At 43.7% G+C, this 20,332-nt stretch carries 15 protein-coding genes; 11 read left to right on the forward strand and 4 right to left on the reverse strand.

The features are described from left to right. Positions 1-4: 4 nt before the first annotated feature. The 11 genes from AC1DE7_RS30085 to AC1DE7_RS30135 all read left to right on the forward strand — a co-directional run bounded on the left by AC1DE7_RS30085 (position 5) and on the right by AC1DE7_RS30135 (position 16,914). A complete protein-coding gene (locus AC1DE7_RS30085; protein ID WP_477535779.1) occupies positions 5-3,562 on the forward strand; it encodes a DUF4132 domain-containing protein in 3,558 nt (1,185 codons plus the stop codon). A gap of 85 nt (positions 3,563-3,647) precedes the next feature. After that, entirely contained in the window at positions 3,648-5,399 is a 1,752-nt protein-coding gene (locus AC1DE7_RS30090; RefSeq protein WP_477535780.1) for a hypothetical protein, read from the forward strand. Continuing rightward, the gene (locus AC1DE7_RS30095; protein ID WP_076250459.1) at positions 5,386-5,664 is read left to right on the forward strand and encodes a hypothetical protein; all 279 of its coding nucleotides are present in this window, start codon (positions 5,386-5,388) and stop codon (positions 5,662-5,664) included. Before AC1DE7_RS30090 ends, AC1DE7_RS30095 begins: the two co-directional genes overlap by 14 nt. 236 nt (positions 5,665-5,900) lie before the next feature. Further along, positions 5,901-6,443, forward strand: a complete 543-nt coding sequence (locus AC1DE7_RS30100; protein WP_211083611.1) for a sigma-70 family RNA polymerase sigma factor — start codon at positions 5,901-5,903, stop codon at positions 6,441-6,443. A 13-nt stretch (positions 6,444-6,456) separates the two neighbouring features. Then, entirely contained in the window at positions 6,457-7,872 is a 1,416-nt protein-coding gene (locus AC1DE7_RS30105) for a hypothetical protein (RefSeq protein ID WP_477535781.1), read from the forward strand. Between the two features lie 174 nt (positions 7,873-8,046). Next, positions 8,047-10,554 (forward strand): WG repeat-containing protein, encoded by a 2,508-nt coding sequence (locus AC1DE7_RS30110; RefSeq protein ID WP_477535782.1) that lies wholly within the window; start codon positions 8,047-8,049, stop codon positions 10,552-10,554. A 447-nt stretch (positions 10,555-11,001) separates the two neighbouring features. Then, positions 11,002-12,801 (forward strand): ABC transporter ATP-binding protein, encoded by a 1,800-nt coding sequence (locus AC1DE7_RS30115; protein ID WP_477535783.1) that lies wholly within the window; start codon positions 11,002-11,004, stop codon positions 12,799-12,801. Beyond that, the gene (locus AC1DE7_RS30120; RefSeq protein WP_477535784.1) at positions 12,798-14,546 is read left to right on the forward strand and encodes an ABC transporter ATP-binding protein; all 1,749 of its coding nucleotides are present in this window, start codon (positions 12,798-12,800) and stop codon (positions 14,544-14,546) included. The genes AC1DE7_RS30115 and AC1DE7_RS30120 overlap by 4 nt, the downstream gene beginning before the upstream one ends. 86 nt (positions 14,547-14,632) lie before the next feature. Beyond that, positions 14,633-15,595, forward strand: a complete 963-nt coding sequence (locus AC1DE7_RS30125; RefSeq protein ID WP_477535785.1) for an ABC transporter substrate-binding protein — start codon at positions 14,633-14,635, stop codon at positions 15,593-15,595. A 396-nt stretch (positions 15,596-15,991) separates the two neighbouring features. Then, positions 15,992-16,201: a hypothetical protein gene (locus AC1DE7_RS30130; protein ID WP_477535786.1), complete on the forward strand. Its 210-nt coding sequence runs from the start codon at positions 15,992-15,994 to the stop codon at positions 16,199-16,201. 314 nt (positions 16,202-16,515) lie between these two features. Then, the gene (locus AC1DE7_RS30135) at positions 16,516-16,914 is read left to right on the forward strand and encodes an RDD family protein (RefSeq protein WP_081746009.1); all 399 of its coding nucleotides are present in this window, start codon (positions 16,516-16,518) and stop codon (positions 16,912-16,914) included. A gap of 366 nt (positions 16,915-17,280) precedes the next feature. On the opposite strand, the gene AC1DE7_RS30140 is transcribed toward AC1DE7_RS30135, so the two are convergent. The 4 genes from AC1DE7_RS30140 to AC1DE7_RS30155 form a co-directional block, all read right to left on the reverse strand. Beyond that, positions 17,281-17,694, reverse strand: coding sequence for a MarR family winged helix-turn-helix transcriptional regulator (locus AC1DE7_RS30140; protein ID WP_127549209.1), 414 nt, complete (start codon positions 17,692-17,694; stop codon positions 17,281-17,283). Positions 17,695-17,923: 229 nt separating this feature from the next. Continuing rightward, on the reverse strand, positions 17,924-18,445 hold the full coding sequence (locus tag AC1DE7_RS30145; protein ID WP_477535787.1) for a VOC family protein: 522 nt from the start codon (positions 18,443-18,445) through the stop codon (positions 17,924-17,926). Positions 18,446-18,484: 39 nt separating this feature from the next. Further along, positions 18,485-19,531: an NADH:flavin oxidoreductase/NADH oxidase gene (locus AC1DE7_RS30150; protein ID WP_477535789.1), complete on the reverse strand. Its 1,047-nt coding sequence runs from the start codon at positions 19,529-19,531 to the stop codon at positions 18,485-18,487. A 417-nt stretch (positions 19,532-19,948) separates the two neighbouring features. Beyond that, on the reverse strand, positions 19,949-20,332 hold a 384-nt coding region (locus AC1DE7_RS30155), incomplete at its 5' end, for an Imm26 family immunity protein (protein ID WP_477535788.1).

The following is a 20,332-nucleotide window of genomic DNA, read 5'->3' on the forward strand; positions in this document are numbered from 1 at the left end:
TGTAATGCTTACCGCAGACCGCGCAGTTGAAACTTTGGTGGAGAAATTCGCAGTAACTTGTTCAAACGAGTATTCATTAAAAACAGATCGAAGCTCCGAAATTATTGATTACGTCTTGGGAACGACAGACAATTTCCCGGATATGTTGGGAAATTCGAGTCATTATGTGTATCAAACAATTGATCTGCTCATGAAGCTTGCCAAAAAAGACGACGGAGATATCTTTTACCGTGCCGGGGCTATTGTGATATATCTGGAATCCAATTATTCCAAAAGAAATTCATGGAGAACGGATGCCTTTACTGTCTGTATGGGAAATGACTCCGAAGCCTACGGATTAAGCGGGAAGAGCAAAAGTGCTGATCGTATGGATGGATTGTTGTCCCGGTTGGAGAAGATCAAACAGTTTGCAGGCGAGAACGAAATTTTGACTGAATTAAAGAGTAAATTAAAGCGTGCCCAGTGGCTTTTTGATTCCAAAAAAGCGGACAGTCAAGGGGATTACCGGGATGTAATTAATGCATTAATGCTGCTGCAATTATATTCAAGACTCAGTGACACGGCTTCTCATCTTGCAGAGGTTCAATCTTCTGTTCAATCGTTACCAGTGTTGTTTCAACATGTAATGGCTAATGATGCAGATAAGTTGCGGGACGAGTTACATACGTTGATTGAACCTGTAGTGGTCAGTAATATTCAAGGAAAGCATAACGGATCTTCCCAAGAATTGAAGGATGAATTCCTCAAGGAGAAGCGTAGTCAGCTCATAGCTGAACTGTATCCCAATACGTCTTTCTCTTCAAAAGAGCAATGTTCAAACACAGTATTCCATCAAACTATGGTACTTGTGAGTGGTGCCTTGTTGTACCTGATTAACATTAGTGGAGGTAAACAACGGTTCCTTGATACAAATAGTGAGATTGGGCATGTTTTGCTTCACACAGTACATCAATTACATGAGATTTATCCACTTGAAGTTCGCCGTTACTTGCTGAGTATGGACCCTAGAGCCAAGAGTCCAAATGATCTGCTTGCTGGACTTGTGCCTCTGGATGAGCCTTATCAGTTGGTTGAAATGTTGCGGGACGAGCTTAATTCGTACACGGTATCTTGGAACATGTTACAATCCGCGATCGCGAATCGTCCTGAACAAGCGATTCGAGCATACGAGATTATCAAACCGCCATTCCTCAAACTCTGCATTCAGAAATTCATGGAGGATCAAGGATTGACATTGCCTAATGCGGAGGGATCACTGGAGCAAGCGGTATTTAACGCTCTTCGGCATCCTTTGGACGGGGGACGTCAAGGACTTGCGATTGCAAGATACTTAAGTGGGGAAAACACCCTGGAGGAATATTGGGAGGACCCAAATAGTCGCGGGTTGTTTAATCAACTGAATCGGGATAAGAAGCGTGTTCACAACCTCATTAGTATTAGTTTTCTGCCCTTGGATTCGGAGGCGATGCGCAGGTTCGCAATCCTGACTACTCATCCCGATTGGACACTGGATATTATCTCGGACATGTACAATTCATACGCTTTTAGTGGAGAGCAGCTGCTTCAACGTTACGGGCAAGACCCTGAGGTGCAACGTGAGAAATTGCTAACCAGCCTGATCTCACTTAATGGCATGACCGACTACAGATACAAATCGATGCCGCATGACGAATACCGCCGAATCATTCAGCAGAATCTGGACTATGCACTGACACAGTACAAGAAACTGCCAACAGATACACGCATTTTAATTCTGGAGATTACCTTTGAACAGCGTGATGAGTTATCGAAGAAAATATTGGCCGAAGCGATTCGTGCCGGATTGCAGGATTCTTCCAAAAAGGCCAACGGCGTGGCGTTAGCGGAATTCAACCGAATTCCTGATCAGGACTTGTATACGCTCGTATACCTCTCGGAGAAAAAAGTGGCGATCAAAGAAATGGCTCTGACCGCAATCCGCAGTCTGGAAAACAGCAAGGAACTGTACGGTGAGCTTTTGAAGAAAGAGAAGTCCGACGATTGGAAGAGCTTGATCCAAATTCTGCTGGATACCGCAGATCTAAGTCCAGAGTATGCCCATGCTGCACTCGCTGATCAGGCGGATGCCAAAAAGTTGTCGAGACTGAGCTGGTTGTCCTTGAAAGATCTCCCTTCACTGATACGTATTGAAGACAATCAGCCTTTAGATGACCGGATTAAACAGTATGCTTTGGTCCAATCATTGGATCATACATCCGGTCCTAATGAACGGTTGAATGAATTACGAGATTACGTAAGTGAGGCATCGCTCGCTCGTTTTGCAAGTGAACTGCTCCAGGTCTGGATTCAGGAAGGTGCTCCTGCAAAAGAGAAATGGGTGATGTATGTATCAGCACTCTTTGGCGATATTCAGATTGTAAATATTTTAGCTCCGCAAATTAAGGAATGGACAGAAAACAGTCGTGGCGCGATTGCAGCAGATGCTGTAAAAGTGCTCGCTTATCTGAAAGATCCATCCGCTCTTATGGCGATTGACAAGATCAAACGTGGCGTGAAGAACCGTCAGGTGAAAGGTGCAGCAGAAGAAGCATTGCAACTTGCAGCCGATAATATGGGACTTACCTCGGAACAACTGGAGGATCGGCTGGTCACCACACTTGGTTTTGATGAAAAAGGAACCATGCAGCTGAGTTACGGAGAGCGTTCCTTCCTGGTTAAGGTCAATGGAGACTTACAAGTCGTTGTCTTAAATGAAGAAACGGGCAAATCCGTGAAGAGTTTGCCTGCTCCTGCACAGAAAGATGATCCTGAATTGGCAGCGCAGTCCAAGGCACGTTTCACACAGCTGAAAAAAGATCTCAAATCCATGGTTAACATTCAGGCGCAGCGTCTGGAAGAGTCATTGTCCAAGCAACGTCTGTGGTCTGCCGATGAGTGGAAAGCATTGTTTGTACAAAATGTAATCATGCAAAAATTTGCTGTTGGTCTGATCTGGGGAACGTATGAGGATGGCGCTCTGATCAGCACCTTCCGTTATATGGAGGACGGCACCTTCAATTCTGTGGATGAAGATGAGGTCGATCTGCCTTCGGATGCGCAAGTGGGACTTATACACCCGCTGGAACTGGATCAGGCAACGCTTGAAGGTTGGACAACGCAGTTGGAGGATTACGAGATCAAGCAACCATTCGAGCAATTGAATCGTGAGATTCACCAGCCAGAAGATGAGGATAAAACGAAGAATGAATACGATCATCTGCCCGAGTCTGATTTTTCACCAACGGCTTTCCCCAAAGCACTGGAGAAATACGGTTGGATCAAAGGACCGGCACAGGACGGCGGCTGGTATCATGAATTTTATAAAGAGTACGGAGATCTTGTTGCAGAATTGCAATTCAGCGGTACGAGCATCACGTATTACGAGGGATTGGATGACATTACCCTGGAATCCCTTCATTTCTTCAAACCGAATAACAAGCAATATTATTACTATGGTGACAACAAACCCATTGCTCTAGGCAACGTTCCAGGTCGCGTGTTCAGTGAAACGATCTACGATATTCTGAGAGCAACGGGGCGTTGATGACGTGAAAGGATTCAAGGAAAAATTCCGGATTTTTTCGAAGCTGTGTACGGAGGATTATTTGATTCGGTATGCCAACAAGGGGTTGTACAAAAGGTCTTTGAAAGAGTTGGACAATGGTGTAAGTGTAACGTACACATGGAATGCATCATCTGTGAGTTGTCAGCTCAGTGACGGGACACAATGTACGCTTGAAAATACGCTGGATCATTGGGAATGCTCCTGCCCGGCCGATCATATCTGCAAGCATGTGCTTATTGCAATTCTGTATGATCAACGGGAATATACGGCAGAGGATTCAATGAATGCAGACGAGAAGCATGCGCTGGATAAGGACTCAGGGATATCGGATAATGATCCGTTGGACGTACCAAAAAACGTATCAGTAACAGAATCAGCATCAAACTTAGTATCAAATGTGGACGATCCAAGCGAAATTCCGCATACAGTATCACGTGAGATCGAGTCTCGCTTTCGCTGGATGACGGAGTCTGACCTTCCCGTGTTAATTAAATCGTATAGTTCTTCCATGATTGAGGAAGTTGTTTTCCGACTGAGATACCCAGAGGAAATTAAGATCTTTGAAGATTCACTTCTTACGGTTCATCTGACCACCCAGAATATCGAGGTGTCTTTTACGGAGGAACCGAATCTTGCAAAAGCACTATGTAAGGTGAAGCAGACAGCCGGGAAAATGGCCAAGCTTGAAGCTTTGTTACGGTACCGGAACTTTAAAGGTCTGGATGATAGGGATGCATTAAGTGGACGGGTGTACGAGGCCAAGTTCTCTCTTCAGACAGTGCAGGAATGTCGGGTTATGCTGGCAGGATTGTTGAAGACGGGACTGGCCCGCCTTCCTCAGTCCTATATGGCACAACTGGAGACATTGGCAATTGCAGCTCATAGTGGCAACCTGCCTGACATAGAACGCAGTTTACGAGGGATTCAAGGAGAACTACAGTTGTTTTTCAACAGACATATACGTTTCTCCATGCAATCCATGTTGGATCGGGTAAGCAAGCTGTATCTTGCACTCCAGGTTCTTGAAGAAGAAAAGGTGTCTGCCATTCAGCAGAGTCAGCTCATTGGCAGTTTTCGAAGTAAATACTATACGGTGCCTTCACTTCATCTGTATGGACTGGGAGCTGACGCGTGGGAGACACGATCCGGTTTCCGTGGAATCACCTATTATTTCTATTGTTTCGATGATGAGGAAATCTACACCTATAGCGATGTACGTGCTGTATATTATGATGATCAGCAGTTCTCGTATACAGAGCATTATGGTGCATTCACACCATGGCTACCTAATCTGACCTTTCGCCAGTTCGTCGGTGAAGAAGTTCAATTCCATTCAGTTAAAGTGAATGAAGAACGCCGGATCTCTTCCGGGGAAGGTGCCAAGCTTGCGATTTTGCCACGAACGGGTGTGGAAACGTTGAATCTGGGCAAAACCATGCAAGATGTAACGACTGTACTTCAAGAGGAATCGCGGTCGTTCGACTTGTTTGCTGCTCCCAAAGAACGATTGGCTGTAATCAAAGTTGCTCGAATCGTGGACCATAACTTTGTCAAACAAACGCAGGAGCTTGTCCTGACGGTTGAGAATACCGAAGGGGAAAGACTGGCACTCACTCTCCCGTATTCATCTGACTGGCAGGCGATGATCCAAAGACTGGAGTCAGGATATGGTTCCCAATCGCTTGAACACTTCTATGCCTTTGTGCGTGTGGAACCAAAACGGATTAGCCCAATCAGTTTCCTGAAAGGCAAAACGGTGCTCAGTCTGAAACTGGATATCGGTAATGGGAGGATGGGCAGACTTGGAAGAATATAATCAGTTCATGCAGAGAATTAACGGCTGGTCAGAAGAGTTGCTGCTGCGCGGGTTATCTCAGTTTACGATCCGAGATATTGAGGTACTTGAGCAGCTCGCAGCGGAATCCTTGCGGTTGCAGATGAGTTTCCTGCATGAGTTGTTGAATCACCTCATCAAGGAAGGGCGTAGCGTGGCTCTTGGACAAGGTAATGAAGAGTTGCTGTTATTTCAGTATTGTCGTCTCACCCAATATGTACAATTGAGTGTGCAAGAAGAGGCGTAATATTGGTTAGTATTCCAAGCGAAGACCCATGAGAGCGATATGATGTAATAAACAAGATGTATTACAAGATGTATTATAGGATAAAAAAAGATTTGTAGAAGACCACAAGGTCACTGCAAATCTTTTTTTATCCTGGAGTAAGTAAAAGTCATTTGCCAAACGAATATAGGTAGGAAGCACGGATCAACACGAGCACTCGTGATCATATGAGCATGGAAGGGAGGGGGCATCTAATCGTGGAAGAAGAACAGATACGGAAGGCAGTAGCGAATCGTGATCCTGAAGCCATGGAATGGGTGATGAACCACTACGCAGGTTTGTTATGGAAGATTGCTCATTCCATCCTACATCATGCATCGACAGAAGAGATTGAAGAATGCGTAGCAGATACATTTTTTGCTTTTTGGCAGAATCCGGATGCATTCCAGTCTGGGCGAAGTAGCCTGAAAAATTACCTTGCAACAATCACAAAACATAAAGCGATTGATCGCTACCGGAAACTTAATCGAAGAACTGAGCTTACATATGAAGAGGAGATTCATTCGGTGCAAACGGATGATTTGTTGGTTCAGATGATCAGTAAAGAGACATATACGGAACTTAATCAAATGATTGAATCTTTTCCAGAACCGGAACGGGAGATTATGAAACGTCGGTTTTATGAAGGACAGAGACCCCATGAGATATCGGAAGCATTGTCCCTACACGTTAGGCAAGTCCATAACAAGCTTTATCGCTCCAGGCAACGATTGAGGACATGGTGGATGAATAGGAAATAAAGGAGGCGATCAAATGCGAAAATCCGAAAAAGAATTCACTGAGCAGAACCTCTTTAATATTAAAAAGTTGTTCTATGATAAATTGGCGATGAATGAACCACCAACCGTTACGAGATCAGATTCATCATTTTATCCACCTATATTATATCCATCCGATCCATCCGCACAGACCAAGAAGTCCATGAATAAAAGAAAAAGGTATCGCAAAGCCATCTATATTCCTGTAACCGCTGCGTTATCGTTATGTCTTGTTACAGGGGCAGCTGCATCGGTGGGCATCATTGATCTGTCTACTGTTCTTCATTTTCTAGGTGTAGATCGGATTGGCATTCTTCAGCCTGTTCATCAGGTGAGTGAAGATCAAGGGATTCGAATGGAGGTTATAGGTGCTGTCAGGGACGGAGATACAACGGAAATCTATGTTTCATTATCGGATCTGACGGGTCATCGCATTGACGATACACTGGATGTATATGATTACAGAGTAACCGGAGGTAATGCAAACAACGCTCAGATTATTCATTATGATGATGCGAACAAAACGGCTATTGTCCGATTCCTCATTCAAGGAAAAGTCAGCAAAAATCGGATTACCGTTCAGATCAATACGCTGATGTCAGGTGCATCTCGACAAGATGGTTACAACGTACAAGTGGACTGGGAGCAGTTGTTACAAGAAAAGCAAAACAATAGCTATGATATCGTGGATCAAGATCGTATAAGTGGCTTGGGAGGTACAACGGATATTCAATTGGAAACCGATCCAATTCCGGTACTGCATCAAGATGTAACGAATGTCCCCGTTTCCGGTATTGATTGGATGCATATTTCCAATATAGGTTTTGTGGAGGGCAAGTTACACATTCAGATTAATCCGAATAATGAGATTGGCGAGTATAATCATGGATACTTCTACTTCACGGATGAGCAAGGCCAAAAGCTCGATATTCCCCAATATTCCATTAGCTACGGGAGATACATGAAAAATGGAGTAGACATTGGTGGGGATTACATTGAGTATGTGTATGATCTGTCTGCTGTTGACGAATTAGATAAGCTGAGACTTCAAGGCAGCTTTACGAGTATTAGTGAAGTTGTACAGGGGAATTGGAAAACGACCTTTAACTTGAGTCAAAATGGTTTGAGCAAAACAGGAAACGTTCAGCTTGATGCAAATGGAGCCTCACGGGCAAAAGTAACCCTATCCGCAGTTGGCGTCACGCTTACAGGTGAGGCGCTGAACAAGATTCGGATGGAGGACTTGAGTATTGAAGTACACCTGAAGGATGGTACAAAGTTGTCTGGCGCATCCGGTTTCCTCCAGCTGGATCAGGATTTCATTAAGTGGATATCCCCTAAGACCATTCCGGTGAATGATGTGAGCTACCTGCTAATCAATGGAGAGAAAGTAACTTTGCAAGATAAATAATATAAAAAGTGAATCAAAGAATCGGGGAATAAGTGCAATCAGAAGGCTGTTCTGTTATCGGAGTGGTAAGTGAGAATATTCTTTAGTTCAACTTATATAAAATGAATTACATGTCATATCCCGATTTATGACGCATACCATTAGGCGAATGCGGTCATAAGGGAGGAAACTGAGATGTCCATGAGCGAACCGCTGTTAACGCAAATTGTGAATCAACATATTCCGGCTGGTGCAACGGTCGTCACTATTGATAAACCTGTTCAACATCCAGCGATCTATGCGGCAGATCTTACCGGTGACGGCATGCCGGAGATTGCTGCAGTCTATCAGTTGAATGGTGAGCTGTATTTGCTCATTCTGAAATTTGTTCAAGGACATTGGATCAAGATGGCACTAATTAAGGGATTGGGGTATGGGGTGACTTTAATGACTGCAGCCCCTGTAACTTCAACTGCAAGGAACAATCTTATTATCGGTTGGCGGATTGGTTCTATATGGTCTAAGCTTGCCGTATATGAGTGGACGGAATCAGGGCTCAAAGATCTGGCGCCTGACGATCTATACTATAGCTATGCAGAGATTATAGATATGCCTGGTCCGCATGGCCGAGATGGGAAAGTGGAGATTGCACTCTGGATACATGACACAGGTGAAGCCTATCGTGTGGAGATTATCCGATGGCAGAATGGGAAATGGGTTCCTGCACCGGACGTATATGCAACCTATTATCCCAAAGTGGTGCAATATTACGAGAAACTAACCCAGCAATATCCTGATTATATCTTTTACTGGTATTACCTTGCGGATGCTCAGTACCACGCGGGCCAGTATCCGGCAGCTCTCGCTTCAGTTCAGAAGGCACTCAGTTTCCCGGAAGCGTATCCTTCCAGAGAGGTACTACAAGAGCTGGAAAAGAAAATTAAGCAGGCGATGGTCCCTATAAGTCATGCCCGGGTAAGGACATGGTTATATCCAGTCTCCGTTCGAACCACAAGTGGGACGCGTTGGGGGTATATGGATGCCCAAGGCCACATTCGGCTTGAGCCGGTTCTGGATGACGCGCAAGAGTTCCAACCAAATGGATTGGCTGTGGTTGTGAAGGATGGTCGTGCCGGCGTAATTAACCTTCAGGGGCAGTATGTCGTTCAACCTGTATACGATTCCATCAATTCCTTTTCCGAAGAACGGGCGATAACAATTGATTCTCAAGGATTTAAGATGATTAATGAACAAGGTACAGTCCTGACCAAACGGGCGTACCCGTATATCTCGAATATGAACGACGGTCGAGCGTTATTTTACGATTCTAATCCTGGTCAGGCAGATGGATCGGTGAGTCGGTATGGTTATTTGGATGCGTCGGGCAATGAGGTGATACCTGCACAGTTCGCTTCTGCGAATGATTTTCAAGATGGTAAAGCGGTTGTGCAGATTAAGGACAATGAATATGCGCTCATTAATCGCAATGGACATCGGCTCGCAACGTATCCATATGCCTATGTGGGACCACTAGGGGATGGACTGCTTGCTTTTCAAAAAGAGGCCTCGGGCAAATATGGGTACATCGACGAACGGGGTAATATTCGCATTCAGCCCAAATTTTCATCGGCATTTGCTTTTAGCGGCGGGCAAGCGATTGTGAATACAGCGGAGGATTACAAATCGATCTACGGTGTTATTAATACGCAAGGATCGTTTATCATTCAACCCGCCTATAATGACATCCGCGAACTAGGCGAGCATCGTTATGCGCTAGGGCAAGCAATTAATCCGGAGCAGCCGTATATTGGCTCTGTATACGCGATTGCAGATACCAATGGCAGAAGACTTACGGAGTTCCTATATCGCGAAGTAGGCAATTACAAAAATGGCCTTGCTTCCGCATCGGATGGCAGACAAACCTATCTGCTGGATCTGAGTGGAAGACCTGCCGCTGGGTATCCCCATGTAGAAGGTTCGGGTACGCTGGAGGTCGTGGCACCAGATCTGATTAAGGCCTATGTAGACCAGCGTTTATCGTATGTGAATCGGGCAGGACAGATCATCTGGCGGCAAAATACAATCGTTCCACTTCATCCACCGTACCGTGTACGCGAAGAGAAGTACAAACCAAACAGGGACTACCTCGTATATTATCCGCAGGTGGAGGGATTAACGAACCAAGCGGAGCAAATTGCGCTGAATGCCAAGTTGAAGCAACTCTCTCAGGTTAAACCGATCCCTGCCGATCAGCAGCTGGATTATACGTATACAGGTGATTTTGATGTTACGTTTTATCAGCAGCAATTGCTACAACTGCAACTCACAGGTTATAACTACCCGGCGGGTGCAGCGCATGGTATGCCTACGATGATCTATGCGATCATTAATCTGACGAATGGTCAGTTGTATGAGTTGAAGGATTTATTTAAACCGAATAGTGACTATGTAAAAGTGTTGAGCCAGATTGTGGGGGATCAGATCAAAAATGATCCTCAATACTCGTATGTGTTTCCGGACACCTATACGGGGATTAGTGCGGATCAGCCGTTTTTTGTCACAGCGGATGCTCTTCATCTCTACTTCAACCCGTATGATATCGCACCCTATGCGGCAGGGTTTCCAACGTTTACGATTCCTTTTGTCCAGATCAAGGATATCATTAATACAGAAGGTTCGTTCTGGAAAGCATTCCATGGTTGAGTGTCCATTCACAGGTTAAGCGATGAAGCCATATATCCAATATGGCTTCCTTTTGGATTCAATAGGCGACAGTTAAGTGATGTAAGTAACTCCTTCAGAACTCCTTCAGAACTCCTTCACATATTTATCCATACTAAATGGAAAATATTACGGGAGTTATAGATCAAAGAAGTCACATTTATCTATACAAGAAAAAACGAAAACTTTCTCCAACAACACTTCTTTTACTTGGCGAGAATGTAAATACTTCACCAGTCATTCTCAAGTTACGCGACGAGGTCATATGTCCAATAGGGCTTATAAGATGCTGTGAGACAACAATAATCCGTGATGAGGTATTATTGCTCCGTGAAGAGGTAGTGATCATTCAGGGCTCTATGAGATATTAATGTGCGTATACAGCACTGAGCTATATTGAGAATGATTATTAATATCAGGAGGGGCGAGATGAACAACTCATCTGAAGTGTCCGGACTAATGCAAGTAACGAAGGAGCGTAAAGGTCTGCTGATCACAGCAAGTATCTTCTCGACCCTGTCGAGTCTGTTGCAGATTGTTCCTTTTGTCGGAGTGTATAAGATCGTCGAGGAACTGCTAACGCATGCGGGGCAACCCTCTGCCATGGACAAAGATCTGTTGATCTATTGGGGGATCGTCGCATTCGTAGCCCTCATTGCAGGGCTTGTTGCGCTCTATATCGGGGGGATGTGCTCACACATTGCTGCGTTCAACATTTTGTACCAGCTCAGAGTGAGACTTGCGGAACATGTTGCCAAAGTACCCATGGGGTATCACACCCGGACGGCAACCGGTGAGCTGAAGAAGATCATCGAAGTCAGTGTGGAGAAAATTGAGAAGTTTATCGCTCATCAGTTGCCGGATCTGGTAAGTGCGATCGTTATTCCACTGATGCTCTTGGGATATCTGTTCTGGCTCGATTATCGCATGGCGCTGACGCTTTTGGTTCCGATTGGAATCGGGTTCTGGCTCCAAAGTCGCCTTTTCCGCAGCGAAAAAGGCCGTCAGGCTTATCGTGATTTTCAACTTGCCATCGAAGAGATGAATGCGACGGGTGTTGAATACGTGAGAGGTATGCCGGCGGTGAAAGTATTTGGCATTACAGCTGATTCGTTTCTAACGTTTAAACAGGCGGTGACGCGGTACCGGGATATTTCGTTGAAAATAACTGATTTGTGTAAAACATCCTACGGGCTGTTTTTTGTAATCATGATCTCGTTATTTACCTTCATCGTTCCGGTGGGTATTCTGCTGTCGAGTGGAAATGCAGGCAATCAGTCGTTTGCGATCACGTTTATTCTGTTTCTAATCATTACCCCGAGTCTATCTGCTCCGTTATTGAAGTTAATGTATCTGGGTAGTGGGATGCGAGAGATTGTGGAAGGACAGAAACGGATAGAATCGGTGTTTGCCGAGCCGGTTGTACAAGAACCTGAGTTGCCCAAAGTTCCGGATACATATGAGGTTGCCTTTCGTCAGGTATCTTTTGCTTATGAACGTAAGGAGAGCGAAGCATATAAACCTGTACTTGATCAGGTTGATTTTGTAGCCAACGCAGGAGAGATGACCGCACTTGTCGGACCTTCTGGTGGGGGGAAGTCAACCATTGCGAATCTATTGCTTCGTTTCTGGGATGTGCAGGAAGGTGAGATTACGATTGGTGGAATTCCGATTCAGGAGATGGGTACGGAGAAACTGATGGATACCGTGTCCTTTGTATTTCAGGATGTACATCTGTTCTACGATACAATTGAAGAAAATATTCGGATGGGCAATACATCAGCTTCACGACAGGACGTTATAGCTGCGGCTCAAACTGCTTGCTGTCATGAATTCATTGAGAAACTGGATGCCGGATATGACACCAAAATCGGAGAAGGCGGTACGTATCTATCTGGCGGTGAAGCACAGCGAATTGCAATTGCACGAGCACTGCTTAAAAATGCTCCCATTCTGGTCTTGGATGAAGCGACGGCCTACGCGGATGCAGAGAATGAGCACAAGATACAGCAAGGTCTGGCCCAATTGGTTCAAGGCAAAACGGTACTGATTATTGCTCATCGTCTAACAACGATTCGTGCAGCAGAGCAAATTCTTGTGATCCGGCAAGGGACAATTGCTGAGCGTGGGACACATGATCAATTGCGTGCATTAGRCGGAGTATATGAGCATATGTGGCAGGCCCATATCAGTGCGGCTTCCTGGAAGCTTGGAGGTGCAGGACGATGAAGAATTATTTATACAATATATCTGGGGGTAACCCGCGTAGTCTGCTACCTTCGGTAATTGCAGCGATTCTGGACGGGATTGCAAAGATTGTTCCTGCGGCGCTGCTTGTGGATATATTCAATACGATCTATAAGTCTTTCGCTGAACCAGACAAAGGACTGGATATCAACCGAATGTGGGTTGTATGCTGCATCCTGTTTGCCTGGCTTCTGGTGGAGTATGTGGCTTATGCTTCGCTCTATGACAAGACCTATCGGGCAGCATACAGCCTCGCGGCCTCAGGAAGGTTAAAGCTGGCCGAACATATTCGCCATCTGTCGCTAGGATTCTTCGGAAAACGTGATCCTGGGGATTTGACGAACCTGATCCTGAGTGATTATGGTCAGGTCGAGCATACGATTTCTCACAATCTGTCGCAGCTGATCAGCGCGATTGTGCTTCCGGTACTTGCTTTTGGCGGACTTCTGTTGGTGGATTGGAGAATGGCCGTAGCCATGTTTGTTGCGGTTCCCTTAGGTGTGGCTCTGTTATGGCTTACGGATTCGATTCAGGCACGACTGAGTGAGAACCATGTTCGAGCCAAAAACGAAGCCGCCAGTCGGCTACAGGAGTATCTGAGCGGTATTCGTGAGATTAAGGCCCACAATATGGGGGGCAAACGTTTTGAACGGCTACGTCGTTCTTTTGACGAATTGAAATCAGCTTCCATTCGGTTAGAAGGTATTATGGGACCGATGATCATGGGCGCGATGTTGCTTGCACGATCAGGGATGACATGGATGATTCTAGTGGGCAGTTATTTGCTTGCTGGTGGTGAGTTGTCCCTACCGGTATTTCTGTTATTTTTGCTGGTAGGTACAAAGGTATTCGAACCGTTAACGGTTGTACTGATGAGTTATGGGGAGATGCGGTACTCTGCATATAGTGCAAGACGCATTATGGATGTGCAGCAGGAGGCCCCGATGGCAGGAACGGGAGATGTACAGCCCAATCAGGCAATTTCATTTGACCAAGTGACCTTTGGATATGATGATCAGCAGCCGGTGTTGAAAGACTTGTCCTTTACGATTGAGCCGCATACCATTACTGCCTTGGTTGGCCCATCCGGTAGTGGTAAAAGTACAGTCACACGTCTCATTGCCCCCTTCTGGGATGTACAGCAAGGCACCATTCGCATTGGTGGCAAACCCGTTGATCAGATGGACCCCGAGAAGCTGTTGCAGGATATCTCAGTGGTCTTCCAGGACGTATATCTGTTCCAGGATACGATCGGCAACAACATTCGTGTAGGAAAGAAAGACGCTTCGCAATTCGAGATTGAAGAGGCAGCACGCAGAGCTTGTTGTCATGAGTTTATCTCCAGTCTGCCTCAAGGGTACGATACGCTCGTTGGCGAGGGTGGATCGACGTTATCTGGTGGGGAGAAGCAACGGATTTCCATTGCACGTGCCTTGTTGAAAAATGCATCAATCGTATTGCTCGATGAAGCTACAGCTTCACTTGATCCGGAGAACGAAGCCGCCGTGCAGCAAGCGATTAATGAATTGGTCGCGGATAAGACGGTTATTTTGATTGCGCACCGATTAAAGACCATTCAGAATGCCGATCAGATCCTTGTATTGGACCAAGGTCAGCTCGTAGAGCAAGGAACTCATGCGCATTTGTTAGATCACTCAGGCATCTACGCTCGGTTGTGGCAATTACAACAGGATGCAGAAGGCTGGCAGGTAAAAGTAAACGTATAATAATGAGTTCGATGAGATAGATAAAGTAACTGAAGCAAATAAGCCTAATGTGGCTAATGAACTGACATAAAAGGAGAATGACAACGATGTTTAAACGAATTCCTGTATGGATTGCACTATGCTGTATGCTCACCTTGGCGGCCTGTGGAACGACCCAGACCACCAGTGAAGTGGCCAGCTCCTCAGAGGGGACTGCACAAGCAACGACCAAATTGATTACCAACCCAAATGGAGAAGAGATTACGATCCCTTTGAATCCAGAGCGCATTGTTGATCTATCCGGCTCTACAGAAGAGTTACTGATTATTGGGAAAACACCTGTGGCCACGATGAGTGCGGATTACGGTAACCCGGAGGAAATCACTCCAACCATTAAGGATCAGCTGAGTGCAGATACCGTTAATCTGGGCTGGTATGGTTTCCCGTTCAGTATTGAAGCTATAGCGGGTGCCAATCCGGATCTGATTATTCTGGGAAAGGATTTTAACACGGATCAATATGAAACTTTATCTAAAATTGCACCTACAATTGCATTGCCTTACTCTTACTATGATTGGAGAGAACGCCTGACATTCTTGGCAGATACGTTTGGAGAAGAAAGCAAGAAAGATGAATATCTGGCCAAGTATGATGCGAAATCTGCAGAGTGGAAACAAAAGCTGGAGGCGGCTGTACATGGTGAATCCTTTGCCGTAATTGAGACATATCCAAACAACCTGGTCATCTATTCCAATAAAGGGGCAGCTGAGATGTTATACGGTGAATGGGGCCTGAAGCGCACAGAGGGTATCCCTGATCCAGAGGGCTGGGGAGGTAAACAGATCGCACTGGAGGCTCTGGCTACCGTTAATCCGGATCGTCTGCTGCTGATGGAGAATAGCGAGAATAAGATGGTAGACAGCAAGGTGTGGAATAACATGAACGCAGTGAAGAATGGCAAGATCTATAAAATCTCTAATGTCGATAATTATAATTATTCGTACACAGCGATGGGGAGAATGGAGCTTATGGACCGTTTGGGTACGATGATTCTGGAAGGTAAGAAGTAGTCGTTGGATTAGAGCAATTGAAACGATAGATTAAATTTAACATTTAACAGAACCTAATAACGCCTATGTGTAATTGTGTAATTTGTTCGAAATCATGTAACTTGAGTGGTTCTGGCTACGTTTAGACATTGGGGTGATCTGATGTTGGTGAACGCGGTTCAACGGTACATGGTATTAGGACTTATATTTATAGGGATAAGCTTGACGGCATATCTCGTTCTTGAAAGGATTGAAGGGTACCATATAACAACGACAGAGTATTACGGCTTACGCAATGCAGGGGGAGTAATATATATTCTTTCGCTCATCCTGGGATTCGGTCACTATTTAGTCGCTTTTTATGTTGTTATTATTAGCCCGATCACATGGCTGCTGCGGAAATATGTATGCTTTCCTATGATGAGAACTTTCATCTATATGATTGGGTTTGGATGGGGCGGGCTGTGGGTTTTTGATCTCATGTACAATCCATATTTCGCGAAAGGATACCATCTGAACCGCATGACATCGATATGGATATTTGCCATCGCGGGGTTAGTTTATGCCATTGTGGAGAATAAGATTTGGCGAAGAGGGCAGATGCAGAACGAACAGAAAGCTACTTAACAAAAGTTGAGTAGCTTTCTCGGTTTACATAATTATTATGGTGTTTTCATTGGGGGCTCAGTAGCTAAATACAATTTTTGAAAAGGATTATGTAAGAGTAAGTAGTGAACATGTACAGCAGTAAGTTAATTCGATAGTTTGTTATAAAATTCACAAAAGATGCAATTAAAATGAAATAGGAGTTTTATCGTAAAAAGGTAAAATTTTCTGTTATACTATTTGGGTTGTGTACATAAAGTTAGATATTTTAATGAAGGGAGTTCATGAAGTAAATTAGCCGTTTAGTTTAAAATTGTAGTTTGGAGGAAAGCATTTTGTATAAAGCAGGTTTTTGGATTAGATTAGGAGCAGGTGTATTGGATAGTCTTATTATTTCAATTCCGTTAGTGATTATTGCAGGTGTGCTGACGGGCAACTTTGATACGGATGAGCCGATTGCCAAACTGCTTAGTGCGTTATACTCAATTTTATTACCAGTTTACTGGTATGGTCGAACCATAGGCAAACGTATATGTGGAATTCGAATCCGCCAATACGATACACACGAACCGCCAAAAATTGGTACGATGCTGATGCGAGTTGTTGTAGCTGGACTTGTGTACGTATTAACTTTGGGTATCGGAGTTATTGTGAGTGCTTTTATGGTCGGTTTGCGTGAGGATCGACGTGCGATTCATGACTTTGTAGCAGGAACAGAAGTAGTTTGGGATTAACTCGAAGATTATAAAGAATTGCTGTACAGGGGTAAAAATCACTGTACAGCTTTTAAATCATTAGTACTGTTTCACAAAACTCGTATTTTGTACATATGTATAAACGTTTAGTTAAGCTAACCTATAAACAAGCTAACCTCCGACGTTCTCTAAGCAAAATGATTCCCAATACACGGCCCTGTTGCCTCTTATTCTTACTTAATGATGTAGTAGCTGATTGAGATTCATATCTATCCGAAATCCGAACTTTTTTATTCATTTAAGGTACCATAAGATTAAATAACCACAGTCACTATAAAATGCGACTGTGGTTATTTGTCCATAATGTATTACTGTTATAATGTCCGTTTATTTTGTGTACCGTATTTAAGAAGTAAATAATCGAATGTTTTTTTTATCCTTTTCAGACATAGACTCCTCTAAAACAGAACTAACTTCTGTAATAATATCTCTCGTATATTTCTCACCGTTTGGAGTAAGAACAACATAGAAGCCTCTCTTATCTTCTTCATACACAACTCGTTCTACAGGTTGAAAAGTATGGTTTTCCAATCTGGTTATTAGACGAGTAAGAGCACTCTGGCTTAAACCAATCATATTCGATGCAGTAGACAGACGTAGTTTGTTGTCTTCGGAATGATAAAGGTACATAAGCAAATAAAACTCTTTTAAGCTAAATTGATAACGTTCCTGAAGAATATGGTTTAAAGCATTATTAATTCGATCATGATATTTGGAGAAATTGACCCAGTCATGAATTAGATAATCCGAATCGCTCAAGTATATCTTCCTTTCGTTCTATACGTTGTATTGTCCCACATATAGTATTACCTCAACTTAAGCTGATGTCAAAAGATCAAATCGATGCCGTCTCCTCAAAATGAGTATAGCTTTAATGCATGCATTTCCTTAGCATATATTGACATAGGGGTACAGCATTACTTACATGAATTAATAATTATCTCTGTGTAACAATTTTCTTATATGTGGTTGGTCATAATTGCAGATGTTATGGTGTAAAACGTTTTGCTTCACTATCTTCAGGGTAGTTTAATCCATGCGGTGTATAGCTAATGAGTTCAATTAACATTCCCCATGGTGCACGCCCATATACAAAATGACCTGTTCCATCTTCAAGATCTCCTAACAATTCACCGGGATCATTTAATAACTCTCCACCTGCTTCAACAAATGCTTTAGCTGCTTCTTTAATGTCATCCACATAGAAACCAAAATGTTGAACACCCAAGTCAGAAGCAATTGACGGTCTCCGTTGATCAGCATCGACGTAATTAAATAGTTCGATACTAGCGCTATTATTAAAAGAAAGCAAGCGCATATGGATAACTTTGGTTCCCTTTTTTAGACCTAATGTTTTCTCTAGATTTGGTCCAGCTAAAGGCTCATCTTCAATTTTTTTATTATCATAAGCAATTTTAGCGTCAAAAGCCTTTTTAAAGAAAACTGTTGCTTCTTCGATATCGGGCACGGTTACTCCAATATGATCGATTCCTCTTGTAATACTTTTCACGTTTTATCTCTCCCTTTATTTAAATTTACGATTAATCCTTTAACGAATTCCTCTCGAATACTGAAAAGGCGCTTCCACTTTCTTTGTTGTCGCTTTGATCGCATGCAATGTCCAATAAGGATCATTCAACATTCCTCTCGCCACCGCAACCAGATCTGCATCACCATTTGTAATAGTTGCTTGAGCAAGTTCAGCATTTTCAATCTTTCCTACAGCAATCACAGGAAGACCAAGACGATCCTTAAACATTCTTGCGAAAGGGACTTGGTAACCAGGCGTGTTTAATGGCTTCAATTTTCCTGGGATTCCTTCTCCACCGCTAGAAATATGGAAAATGTCTACACCTGCAGCTTTAAATCTCTCTCCCATATTCAATGCATGTTCAATATCATACCCGCCATCAATGTATTCAATTGCAGAAAGTCTCATAATCAGGGGCATATTTTTAGGCATGACACTTTTCACCGCTTGAATGACCTCTACACCAAATTTCGAAAGGTCTGTTCCATATACATCTTTTCTGATATTAATACTGGGTGACATAAACTGATGAAGCAAATACCCATGGGCACCATGAAGTTCAATGGTATCAAACCCGGCTTCAACTGCACGTCTAGCAGCATCCTTAAATTGACTAATTACTCGATTAATCTCTTCGATTGTTAGGGCTCTGGGGAGTTTCAACTCTCCATATTTCGTCTCTTCAGGTAGCGCTCCACCTTGAACAGAGGACGGTGCTACTGGTTGAAGAGCATCCTCTGCCTTTCTGCCCGCATGCCCAATCTGTATACCTATCTTAGATCCATGCTTCTGGACTTCAGAGACGAGACGTTGATATGGAGGAATTTGATCATCGGACCACAGACCAAGATCACCATCTGTGATTCTTCCATCAGGATCAACTCCTGTCATTTCTACAATGATTAATCCTGTTCCACCAACGGCTCTGGAAGCATAGTGCACAAAATGCCAATCATTGGGTACGCCATCTTTTAGTTCAACAGAATATTGACACATCGGAGCCATGACAGTTCTATTTTTGAGTTCCAGGTTTTTTAGTTTGAAAGGTGTGGATAAATTATTCATTTTTTTTACCTCCAATATTATTTGTTTGCACATGCAAATAATATCATTAGAATCTCTTCTTGTCAAAACAGTAGTCATTTCATTAAAGCCATACCAAGCTATCCTGTCCTTTAGCTTAAGGTTTTGATAGCTGAGTTTTTCAAACCAAGCAAAAAACACGGGCATGGTTTTCCCCTCTACTTACTAACTATGCTGAAGTAAGATTCAACGATTAGATAAACCTCTAATCTGAAATAGGAACATGTTCTTGTCCCTCGACAAATCCTGCTAAAATTTGAGTAATCTCCAGCACCAATTAAAACTGCTAATGCTTCATCCATATACTAAATAAAGCTAAGGATCGCCCTTGTCGGGAAACGATCATTAGCTTTATTTTCATCAGAGTGATCTCTGGAACTATAGGTGATAAACTCTACACTATTTAGTCGGGTCTCTGTGCCACTTATCATCTCCCATTATTCTATCAACAATATGATGAGCTTCCCAAGCAGCCGCCATCTCTAACCCTTCACATTCTTCGCGAGTAGAAGGTCTAATCTCTCCCAAATGATATATTTCATACCCTCCTGATATCCTATCAATGATACAGGCAGGTGGGGGCCACGCCTCTTCTTCATCCGGGAACGGACGATTCTCAACGACCGGCCAATCGCCTGATTTCAGTACATCATCATATACACCCACGATAAATTGGTATTCCTCTTCTTGAGGTATCTCTTCTATCGTGTCACTTATCACATTATAGATTGCAATGCTGGCATCTTTAAGCCTTCTCCCAAAGGCAAACTTAGCGTTAGGCAG

The sequence above is a fragment of the Paenibacillus sp. 10L310 genome, from assembly GCF_056395745.1.

Bases quoted from the DNA above. Each gene is read 5' to 3' on its own strand.
- AC1DE7_RS30130 (WP_477535786.1), top strand. From the start codon at position 15,992: ATGATGAGAACTTTCATCTATATGATTGGGTTTGGATGGGGCGGGCTG.
- AC1DE7_RS30150 (WP_477535789.1), bottom strand. From the start codon at position 19,531: ATGAATAATTTATCCACACCTTTCAAACTAAAAAACCTGGAACTCAAA.
- AC1DE7_RS30105 (WP_477535781.1), top strand. From the start codon at position 6,457: ATGCGAAAATCCGAAAAAGAATTCACTGAGCAGAACCTCTTTAATATT.
- AC1DE7_RS30085 (WP_477535779.1), top strand. From the start codon at position 5: ATGCTTACCGCAGACCGCGCAGTTGAAACTTTGGTGGAGAAATTCGCA.
- AC1DE7_RS30120 (WP_477535784.1), top strand. From the start codon at position 12,798: ATGAAGAATTATTTATACAATATATCTGGGGGTAACCCGCGTAGTCTG.
- AC1DE7_RS30110 (WP_477535782.1), top strand. From the start codon at position 8,047: ATGTCCATGAGCGAACCGCTGTTAACGCAAATTGTGAATCAACATATT.
- AC1DE7_RS30125 (WP_477535785.1), top strand. From the start codon at position 14,633: ATGTTTAAACGAATTCCTGTATGGATTGCACTATGCTGTATGCTCACC.